This is a genomic window from uncultured Thiodictyon sp., assembly GCF_903828115.1.
Lineage (GTDB): Bacteria > Pseudomonadota > Gammaproteobacteria > Chromatiales > Chromatiaceae > Thiodictyon.
This window is the reverse complement of sequence record NZ_CAIKKU010000304.1, coordinates 1-7,866: the sequence shown is the minus strand read 5'-3', so window position 1 is coordinate 7,866 and position 7,866 is coordinate 1. Positions and strand designations below refer to the sequence as shown.

The 7,866-nt window shown below is 64.5% G+C and carries 10 protein-coding genes and 1 pseudogene; all 11 read right to left on the bottom strand.

The window, feature by feature from the left end; genetic code table 11:
- Window positions 1-375 precede the first annotated feature (375 nt).
- Complete coding sequence (gene typA / locus QZY48_RS11205) at window positions 376-2,199, bottom strand: translational GTPase TypA (RefSeq protein ID WP_295430940.1); 1,824 nt, start codon at window positions 2,197-2,199, stop codon at window positions 376-378.
- 764 nt (window positions 2,200-2,963) lie between these two features.
- Entirely contained in the window at window positions 2,964-3,386 is a 423-nt protein-coding gene (locus QZY48_RS11200; RefSeq protein ID WP_295430939.1) for a type II toxin-antitoxin system VapC family toxin, read from the bottom strand.
- On the bottom strand, window positions 3,386-3,634 hold the full coding sequence (locus tag QZY48_RS11195; protein ID WP_295430938.1) for an AbrB/MazE/SpoVT family DNA-binding domain-containing protein: 249 nt from the start codon (window positions 3,632-3,634) through the stop codon (window positions 3,386-3,388). The genes QZY48_RS11200 and QZY48_RS11195 overlap by 1 nt, the downstream gene beginning before the upstream one ends.
- 159 nt (window positions 3,635-3,793) lie before the next feature.
- Window positions 3,794-4,327, bottom strand: a complete 534-nt coding sequence (locus QZY48_RS11190; protein ID WP_295430937.1) for a hypothetical protein — start codon at window positions 4,325-4,327, stop codon at window positions 3,794-3,796.
- Window positions 4,328-4,362: 35 nt separating this feature from the next.
- On the bottom strand, window positions 4,363-5,154 hold the full coding sequence (locus QZY48_RS11185; RefSeq protein ID WP_295430936.1) for a hypothetical protein: 792 nt from the start codon (window positions 5,152-5,154) through the stop codon (window positions 4,363-4,365).
- Window positions 5,155-5,227: 73 nt separating this feature from the next.
- Window positions 5,228-5,770, bottom strand: coding sequence for a DUF3782 domain-containing protein (locus QZY48_RS34770; RefSeq protein ID WP_366929670.1), 543 nt, complete (start codon window positions 5,768-5,770; stop codon window positions 5,228-5,230).
- Window positions 5,680-5,937: a hypothetical protein gene (locus tag QZY48_RS34765; RefSeq protein WP_366929669.1), complete on the bottom strand. Its 258-nt coding sequence runs from the start codon at window positions 5,935-5,937 to the stop codon at window positions 5,680-5,682. The genes QZY48_RS34770 and QZY48_RS34765 overlap by 91 nt, the downstream gene beginning before the upstream one ends.
- 492 nt (window positions 5,938-6,429) lie before the next feature.
- Window positions 6,430-6,837, bottom strand: a complete 408-nt coding sequence (locus QZY48_RS11175) for a PIN domain-containing protein (RefSeq protein WP_295430934.1) — start codon at window positions 6,835-6,837, stop codon at window positions 6,430-6,432.
- 1 nt (window position 6,838) lies between these two features.
- Window positions 6,839-7,069 (bottom strand): type II toxin-antitoxin system Phd/YefM family antitoxin, encoded by a 231-nt coding sequence (locus QZY48_RS11170; RefSeq protein WP_295430933.1) that lies wholly within the window; start codon window positions 7,067-7,069, stop codon window positions 6,839-6,841.
- A 148-nt stretch (window positions 7,070-7,217) separates the two neighbouring features.
- Window positions 7,218-7,436 (bottom strand): hypothetical protein, encoded by a 219-nt coding sequence (locus QZY48_RS11165; RefSeq protein ID WP_295430932.1) that lies wholly within the window; start codon window positions 7,434-7,436, stop codon window positions 7,218-7,220.
- 309 nt (window positions 7,437-7,745) lie between these two features.
- Window positions 7,746-7,866: pseudogene (locus tag QZY48_RS11160) on the bottom strand (IS5/IS1182 family transposase); the annotation flags it as partial.

The following is a 7,866-nucleotide window of genomic DNA, read 5'->3' as shown; positions in this document are numbered from 1 at the left end:
GACGATCTGGCGCAACACCTCATACTGTCCCTCGTTGATCTTCTTTGGCCGACCACCTTTCGACATCGTTGCGCGCCTCGTTCTTGTAAACTCGCGCAAGAATATCGGCCAGGTAGATTTTGTCTATACCCTCTCAGGGCTGAACTCTGCGATACTCCATACCCAGGGCGTTGCCCTGGGCTGGTATGTTCGACCCCGTTGGGGTCGGTACGCAAGATATAGCCCGCAGACGTGATAGCCGGGTGTAGGGGCGGGTTTTAAACCCGCCCCTACACCAGGGGCCCGTCCGGATGTCAGGTGCAAAAGTATCAGCTGAAACCGGGTACTGGATCCTCGACTTCCCCAGCGGTGCCGAGGTTGCCGAGGCGGCCCGGATCATTCGGTCCGCGGCGCGCGCGCATGCCGCTTGCGCTCGATTTCAGTGAGGAAGCGCTTGCGGATACGGATGGCCCCGGGGGTGATCTCGACCAGTTCATCGTCCTCGATGAACTCCAATGCCTGCTCGAGCGTGAAGCGGATGGCCGGGGTGAGGATGATGTTCTCATCGGTCCCGGAGGCGCGGATGTTGGTGAGCTGCTTGCCCTTGAGCGGATTGACGACCAGGTCGTTGTCGCGCGAGTGGATGCCGATGACCTGGCCCTCGTAGACCTCCATCCCCGGGGAGACCAGCAGGCGGCCGCGGTCCTGCAGGTTGAAGAGCGAATAGCCCAGCACCTTGCCCTGGCCGTTGGCGATCAGGGCGCCGTTGCGCCGCGGCGCGATGCCGCCCTGGTTGGCCGGTCCGTAGTGGTCGAAGTTGTGATATTTCAGCCCGCTGCCGGAGGACAGCGTCATGAACTCGGTCTGAAAGCCGATCAGGCCGCGCGAGGGGATCTCATAATCCAGGCGCACCCGGCCCTGGCCGTCCGGGACCATGTCCTTCAACTCACCCTTGCGCTCCCCCAGGGCCTGCATGATGGCGCCCTGGAACTGATCGTCCACGTCGACCGTGAGTTGCTCATAGGGCTCGCAGATGATGCCGTCGAGTTCGCGAAAGATGACCTCCGGACGCGACACGGCCAGCTCATAGCCCTCGCGGCGCATGGTCTCCAGCAGGATGGACAGGTGCAGTTCGCCGCGCCCGGAGACCCGGAACTTCTCCGGGTCCGTGCCTTCCTCGACCCGCAGGGCCACGTTGTGGATCAGCTCACGCTCCAGCCGCTCCTTGAGCTGGCGGGAGGTCAGGTACTTGCCCTCGCGCCCGGCAAAGGGGGAGGTGTTGACCTGGAAGGTCATGGTGACCGTCGGCTCGTCCACCGTGAGCTGCGGCATGGCATCTACATGGTCCGGGTCGCACAGGGTATCGGAGACGTTGGGGGACTCGATGCCGGTCAGGGCCACGATGTCGCCGGCCTCGGCCGAGGGTACCTCATAGCGGTTCAGCCCCAGGTAGCCGTAGACCAGGCCGATCTTGGCCTTGTAGCGCACCCCGTCCGGCTTGACCACGACCACCTGCTGGTTGGGCCTGACACTGCCGTGGCGGATGCGCCCGAGCGCGATGGCGCCGACGAAGCTGGAGTAGTCGAGCGTGGAGATCTGCATCTGGAAGGGCGAGTCCGGGTCCACCGGGGGCCGCGGGCAGTGTTGGATGATCGCCTCGAAGATCGGGGTCATGTCCCCCTCGTGCACGTCGTCGGTCAGGCCGGCGTAGCCATTGATGGCGGAGGCATAGACGATGGGGAAGTCGAGTTGCTCGTCGGTGGCCCCGAGCCGGTCGAAGAGCTCGAAGACCTGGTCGATCACCCAGTCCGGCCGGGCGCCCGGCCGGTCGATCTTGTTGATCACCACGATCGGGCACAGCCCGTGCTGGAAGGCCTTGCTGGTGACGAAGCGGGTCTGGGGCATGGGCCCCTCCTGGGCGTCCACCAGGAGCAGCACCGAGTCCACCATGGACAGCACCCGCTCTACCTCGCCGCCGAAGTCCGCGTGCCCGGGGGTATCGACGATGTTGATCCGGTAGTCCTTCCAGCGCAGGGCCGTGTTCTTGGACGTGATGGTGATGCCCCGCTCCTTTTCCAGGTCGTTGCTGTCCATGACCCGCTCGACCGGTCCGAAGCGCTCCCCCAGGGTGCCCGACTGCTGGAGCAGCTTGTCCACCAGCGTGGTCTTGCCATGGTCGACATGGGCGATGATGGCGATATTGCGAAGGTTTTCGATCACGGGGGATGCTCCGACGGGGTGGGCGGGGGGTGGGCCAGGAGGTGGGTGGTCGCGGCGCTGCCCGGGGGTCCAGGATTGGTTAGCCCGCCAGTATAAGCGCAAGTGCCGGTCCAAGTCCGACCGTCCGGCGGCACGGGGTGCGGTCAGCACTGATGTGGTGACCGAGATCTCGGGTACGCTGTCCTGGTCGTTGTCGTTGTCGTGATCGGATTGTTCGATTACGACAACGACAACGACAACGACGCCCGGCCCGTGAGGAGGTCCGGTCGCTGTAGGGCATGGGATCGGTGTCAACACATCAGTTCTGATCGCACCCGGCGGCACGGGGTCACGTTGCCCGCCGCGACCCCGCAGCCCGCGGTAAGACGGTGTGCCGTAAGACTTTGCGCGAACTGCCAACAGGTCCTGTGGATAAGTCTGTGTGCAACCCTTGGGCAGGGTTGCTAAGGGCGCGCCCTTACTGTCGCTGGAACAGATTGGCCGGAAATTGACCGACTAGCATTTATGAAGTATTTTCAATGACGTACATTTTTCTGCCGGGCGCCGTGCGGGTCCCGGGCCCCAAGCCCCTGAGGGCATTTGTCAAGCCCCTGACCCTGTGCACAAAAACGCGACAGGGCCGTTGCGGTGGCCGCGCCGCCCGGTGGGCACTCAGTCCGGGGGGCGCCGCGGCAATGCCGTGAAGTAAACTCCTGTCGGGTGGATAAGGCGCGGCACGGCGTCGCTGGACGGGTGCGAGACCGGCCCGCGCCGCGTCCATTTGTCTAGAACCTGACGGTTGTCAAACCCTGGAGTCGCGCGTTCGCCTCCAGGTTGCCGTCGGCCGTGGCGAGGCTGCTGGCCCCGATGTCGATCGCCACCGCCAAATGGAGTGAATCACCGGCTCGCAGTCCGCTGCCTGCCGCCCGTGCCAGGCGCGCGGCCTGCGCGAAGGCACCGCGACTCACCGGCACCAGCCGCAAGCCGGCACCGCAGAAGGCCGCGAATTCGTCCCAGGCGGCCTGTGCCTGTTCCGCTGAGATTTCCGCGCGACGCACCTTGATCGACAAGGCGCTCGCTACTTCGGTGCAGATCCAGTCAGCGGCTACCACGACATCGGTGCAGGCCGCGAACCATCCCTCGACCGCGTCGCTGATCGGCTCTGGAACGAACAACGGCACGGCGGCGCTGGTGTCGAGATAAATCATCAGTAGCGATCCTCCTGCCGCATGGCCGCGACGACTGCCTGGGTCATCGGCATCCCGGCGCGCAGGGCTCTGACCCGTCGCAGGAAGTCCCCCTTGTCGAAGACCCGCGCGCAGCTCAACCGAATCTCCCCGATGGGGGTCACTTGCGCCTCCAATTCGTCTCCTTCCTTCAGCCCCGCCGTCCGAATCCACTCGATCGGCAGTCGCACGGCCAGGCTGTTACCCCATTTTGCAAGCTGTAGTTTCATCTCGGCCCCTGTGTAGATACGTGTCTATCCATTCTCACCCATGACGTTTGGAACGTGCAAGCCCAGAGTGTCTCTGCCGTCTGCTGTCCTGCCGCCAGTCGCTCGGCAACCGCTCGAAACATCGGTTCCAGGCCAAGGGCCGCGCCGCCCGCTCGGCACTCAATCCGGGGGGCGCCGCGGGACTGCTTGCAGCCGCCCGGCGACCTCTGCAAAGAGGGCATCCAGATTGCTGGACGGTGCCAACTTGACGGCGCGTGCCCGGGCGTAATAGGCGCGGGCCGCCGTCGGATCGCCCGCATCCAGGCACCACTGGGCGGCCGTGAGGAGCGGCACCGGATTCCCGGGGGCCAGTGCAAACCCGGACTCCAGTGCCGCCAGTGCCTGCGCCGCTTCCCCGGCCCCCTGGTAGAGGTGAGCCTGATACTGGAGAAAGGCCGCCCGGCGATCCCCGCCGAAGCGCCGATCGGCGGCGACCTGGCCCAAGAGCCGCAAGAAGTCCTCGCGAGGGATGGCGCAGGTACCGTCCACCGCCAGCTTGCCGATGACCATGACCGCGCTCGCCTCATAGCTGTCCGGAAAGACGTCCGACTGGGCCATGGCGTCACGGATGCGTGCGGGCTCCAGACGCCGCGTCTCCAGGCAATCCAGATACCCCTCATGCAGCCGCGGACCCAGCCCGTAGGCGTCCGCCAACAGGCGTCGGGCCTCCGCCAGTCGCCCCTGCTCCGTCAGCCACTGCGCATAATCGGCGCGTGCCCCGCGCGAGGCGTGAAGTCGCGTCCCGCATAGGCGGCCAGCAGCCGGTCCGGCGGAAACAGCGCGGCGGCCAGGACCACCAAGGCGATACCCGCCAACCCGAAATAGGCCGCCAGCCGGTGCTTCGTGCGCGCCGTGCCGGCCAGACGGAACAGGACCAATTCCATGGTCAGCAGCAGCAAGGGCAGCAGCGCCCCATTTTCCTTGCAGAGAAAGGCCAGGGGCGGCAGCACCAGCAAGGGCCAGACCAGTTCCAGCAGTCTTGCCGGGGGCCCGCCCGCCAATTCGCGGACCCGCACCCGGGCGTAGAGCCCGAGTGCCGCGACGCTGAACAGCGCACTCAGAATGGTCATGCGCTGAACCACATAGGCCACCGTGCTGACCTGGAGGGGGTGCAATACCCACACCAGCGCCACGACCAGCGCAAAGGCGTCGGAGCGGCGCTCGCCCGCCGCGGCGCCCGCCAGCACCCGGATCAACAGGAAGACCAGGGTCCCGGTCGCCAGATGCAGGGCCAGATTCACCGCTTTGAAGCCGAACGGGTCAGTCCCGGCGAGCGCGTTCAAGGCGAAGCTCGCCATGGCGAGCGGTCGGCCGGGAACATTGCCGGCCATGATCAATTGCTCGCGCCAGCCGTTGCCCGCCAGGGCAGACAGGCCCTGGGCGTGCATGGTGGCGATCGGACCCTGCAACTGGCCGTCATCGTAGAGCCAGGGACCATCCAGGGCCGGCCACCAGGCCAAGGCGCCCAGGCCCCAGATCACAAGCAGAGCGAACCAGGTCGGGAGCGGTTGCGACCAACGCGAAGGGACCGCGCAGGACCCGGGCAACTGCACCTCAGAGCGTTTCGACGTCGATTGAGTCCCCATAGGTCTCGATCCCCAGGCGTTCGGCGACCGGGCGGGCGCGGGCGTCGATCATCGGTGAAATGACGATCAGTCGACTCGCCTGACGTTGGTGGCGTTGCTCGTAGAAGCGCGCCTTGCGCTCGAAGCTGTACATCCCGGCCTTGTCGATGGACGATTTCAGTTCACAGATGATCAGGAGGCCGTTCTTGATGATCACATCGAGTTCGACCTGATCGGGGCGGCCGAACACGACGCCCTCGTCATCGTATTCATTGACATTGATCACCTCGACGCCGAAACTTTGCTCCAGAATCCCCGCCAAGGCGTCGCGGAAGGCCTTCTCCGATTGCAGGCCCCAGCGGGAACCGAGGGCGCCAATGCCGCGTTCCTGCTTGGCGGCCTGGGCTATGAGTGCGTCGTAGAGTTGCTTGAACTCTTTGCTCATCTCTGCCTGGTTTTTATCCCACTTACGGTTCTGCTCCTCCCACTTACGGTTCTGTTCCTCCCACCTACTGTTCTGTTCCTTCCACATACCGCTCTGTTCCTCCCACCTACTGTTCTGTTCCTTCCACATACCGCTCTGTTCCTCCCACCGACCGTTCTGTGCCTCCCACTTACGGTTCTGTTCCTCCAACCTACCGTTCTGTTCCTCCAAGTGACGGTTCTGCTCCTCCCACTTACGGTTCTGTTCCTGCCAATTTAGCCTCTGTTCCTCGCGGTCGCGGCGCAACTCGGTCAGCAGTTCATAGAACCGGTCTTGGGTCTCCTCGCGGTTAGCGTACTCGTTCCGCGTGAGGTCAAGAATATATGCGCGAAGCTCGGGGTCTTGGCGTAACCAGTCGGGCAGTTCGCGTCTTAAGGTTTCTCTTAGGGATTCGGTGGTCATGGTTGTTTCTCCGATGCACACGAACGTTAGCGCAGGTGGGGAGCGTCGCAACATCCGGCGCTGTCGATGCGGGCTGATGTCACGCCCTTTCAGGGCTGAGAACCACTGGCCGCGTCGGCCTTGATCCTAATCCCGGCCAGCGGCGTGCGTAGTCAGGGCTTCCAGCCCTGACAGTGCCAGGCCAAGATGGCCTGACTACGCACCCGGCGAGCGTCACCCGGGGCGTTGCGCTGCGCTGGTATGTCACGCCCCTTCGGCGCTCTTGCTGCTGCGTTTTCGGGAGCCGTTGTCCTGATCATTCCGACTCAAGGCACGGCGCGGAGCCAGTTCTCGACCGCCAGACCCGGGACGCGGGTGAATCCGGCTTCATTGTCTGTAACGACCACTGCGCCAAAGGCGAGACCCTGCGCAGCGATCCAGTAATCGTTGGCGCCGATCGGAGTGCCCTTGCGCTCCAAGTCGGCGCGGATGGTGGCGTAATGCCGGCTAACCGTGGCATCGAGCGGCAGCAACTCGATCCTTGCCACGACGCCGGCCAAACGGGCGGCATTCTTTTCGCGGTGCGCACTCTTTTCGATACCGAGTTCGAGCTCGCCAAGCACCACGGGAGAAAGCACCAGGTCGCTCAGCGGGGTGTGCTCAAGTTTGTCGCGCACACCTGCGACGCCTTTCATGGCGGCGATGAAGGTGTTGGTGTCGATCAGGTAGCGCATTCTAGATCGGCGCGACGGGTTCGGCCGCCAGATCCGCCGGCAGGGCCAGGTCGATGTCGTCTTGCTCGGCCCAGAGGGGCCTGAATGGGTCGGCGGCCATGCGCGGGGAATCCGGGACAAGCTGCGCGACGACCCGGCCACGGCGCATGATCGCGACCGTTTCGCCGGCTTCGACCGCCGCCAGAAGGGCAGAAAATTTAGCTTTTGCTTCTACGACTTGTACGCTGCGCATGATAAAATCCAAAGAATGACCATGTGGTCAGGATACGGCATCGATACGGTGGGTGCAAGGCCCGATCATCATCGGGCGCCCGGCGCCAGACATGACCGTTCAGACCCCCGGTCCCGCCGTCTTCCACAAGGGGAGGGGAAACAATATTTTAACGCCACGCGGGATAGGGGCTCAGGTTGCAGCGCCCCTTCACCCGGTCGGGCTGGTTCAGGGTCGGTTCCTGCCGATCGTTTACCCGTCGCTCCACCTCGTCCACGCTCTGCATCAGAAAATGACCCTGGTCGCTGACCTCGCGGCCCCAGGCACCGAAGCCGCATCGTGAGTATCGCTGGAGTGCTCCCAGGGCGAAGAGGGTCTGCTGGAACATGGTCTCACGCTCGCGCGACGCGGTCGGACTGTCTTCGCCGACCCGGATGCCCGTGACGTCGGGGGTCTGGACGGGAAACCTCGGCGTCGCCCACCGAGGGCTCACCAAGACCAGTGACTACTTCGACCGCCTGCCCTGCGAAGGGCCGTCGCACCAACTCGGCGATCGGGCCACCGACGCCGTCGCAGTCGTCCTCCAACGCCCGCAGACCGCGAAACGCGGCACAGCAAACCAACCGAAAATCTGGCACACTCCTCATCGTCCCGAGCCACCGAGAGCGGTGCCGTCCCTAAGAGGGTATAGACAAAATTAAGTCGTTGTCGTCATGCGTCGTAGAAGGATCCGCGCCTCAGTGAGCCAGACCCAGGCTTCGGACACGCACAGCAGGCGATCATGGTGCATGATCAAACGGCGTGCGCGCTCGTTCCAG

Coding starts and splice junctions, on each gene's coding strand:
- QZY48_RS11200 (WP_295430939.1), bottom strand. CDS start 3,386: ATGATTTATCTCGACACCAGCGCCGCCGTGCCGTTGTTCGTTCCAGAG.
- QZY48_RS11195 (WP_295430938.1), bottom strand. CDS start 3,634: ATGAAACTACAGCTTGCAAAATGGGGTAACAGCCTGGCCGTGCGACTG.
- QZY48_RS34770 (WP_366929670.1), bottom strand. CDS start 5,770: ATGTGGAAGGAACAGAACAGTAGGTGGGAGGAACAGAACCGTAAGTGG.
- QZY48_RS11175 (WP_295430934.1), bottom strand. CDS start 6,837: ATGCGCTACCTGATCGACACCAACACCTTCATCGCCGCCATGAAAGGC.
- QZY48_RS11170 (WP_295430933.1), bottom strand. CDS start 7,069: ATGCGCAGCGTACAAGTCGTAGAAGCAAAAGCTAAATTTTCTGCCCTT.
- QZY48_RS11165 (WP_295430932.1), bottom strand. CDS start 7,436: ATGTTCCAGCAGACCCTCTTCGCCCTGGGAGCACTCCAGCGATACTCA.